This window comes from Pedobacter sp. 01T416_2 (assembly GCF_056398925.1).
In genome coordinates, this window is the sequence record NZ_JBFTQI010001096.1 from 1 (window position 1) to 1,410 (window position 1,410).

Annotated in this window: 1 pseudogene; it reads right to left on the reverse strand. The window is 37.6% G+C overall.

The annotated features are described in order from the left end of the window. Positions 1 to 1,173: pseudogene (locus tag AC1DPQ_RS27675) on the reverse strand (hypothetical protein); the annotation flags it as partial. Between the last annotated feature and the right edge of the window lie 237 nt (positions 1,174 to 1,410).

The following is a 1,410-nucleotide window of genomic DNA, read 5'->3' on the forward strand; positions in this document are numbered from 1 at the left end:
CTGCTTCTTGTCATCTTCCGTAAGATTGAAGCTTGTAAATCCATTGGCAAAATCGGCATACACTTCCTGAATGGAACCATTTGCAGAACCTAAGTTGACCTGATTTTGCATTTGATTAAAAGCATTTATATTGCTCTGTGCGCCCAAAATGTACCAGATCGGTTTCTTTAATCCAGTTAATTTCTTTAAAAACGTTGACGAAATGTTTTGCACATCGGGCAATTGATACAATACGATCAGATCGAATTTAGACGGATCTGTTGTATTTAAATCATCAGCAAGTGCAAGTTTAGCCTCGTAGTGTTTATTGAGCGAAATAGCTTCTTTTAACACGCCCAAATCAGGGTGTGGTGCCACCGCAGCAAGTAATACTTTCTGCCTACCATCAATAACTTCGACATAAAAAGTTTGGATATTATTCCGGGTAGTAATTTCATTTTTCAATGCCCCGAGCTGAACGGTATATTTCTGAACACCAATTTTACCCGCATGGATCTTAACCGGGATCGTTTTAACAAAGGAACTTCCATTAATCGAAATATTTTGCTGTTCTACCTTAACACCATTTTGGTTAACCGTTAAAGAAGTACTTTCGCCATCACTTTGAAAAGCCTGAACCTGAACTTCGATCGTAAAATCGTCATCCAGGTATACAATGTTATTGTAATTTACGTTCGAAATTAAAACATCGCGCTTTGGGATACTATCACCCAGGCCAATAGTATAAACCGGGGCATTAATCTGATTTACGCTGTACAGCGGATTTCCACCGTGATTAAAAATACCATCGGTGGCTAAAATAACGGCGCCAACATTTCTATTGGTATATTCATCTCTAACTTTCTGAAAAAAAGCCGAGGCATCTGTTAATTTTCCCTGATTTTTAAAATCGAAACCATCTGCAACCTGATCGCCAAAGTGAAGCGTTTTTACCTCGTACTTGTCTGATAGTTTATCCTGTAAAGCTTTAAGGTTATTTTCGTATAATTTTTGGTCGAAACCAACTGCCTTAACCTGACTTACGGAAAGAGAATTATCTTGTCCGATAATGATTACGGGTTTATCTAAGGTATAATTTAATGTTTTGATGAGCGGTGCAAATATTAACCACGCAATGGTAGTCACTACGATAATCCGCAAGGCAGTTAAGCCATACTGAAGCTTTTTATCCAAATTTTTGTTGCCGCGATACAGCAACCAGGCATACAACGCGCCTAACGCCAAGCAACCGAGAAAAAACAAAATAGATGTACCCGAAAAAAAACTGTTCATACTTTTATAAAGATGGTAATTTTGGGGAAATTTTCAAGATTATTGTCTATAAAAGAATTTATGCGAGGGCTAAAATACAACTTCATTTAACCACCGAGTTCACTGAGTTTTACACTGAGGAATACAGATTACCTAAAC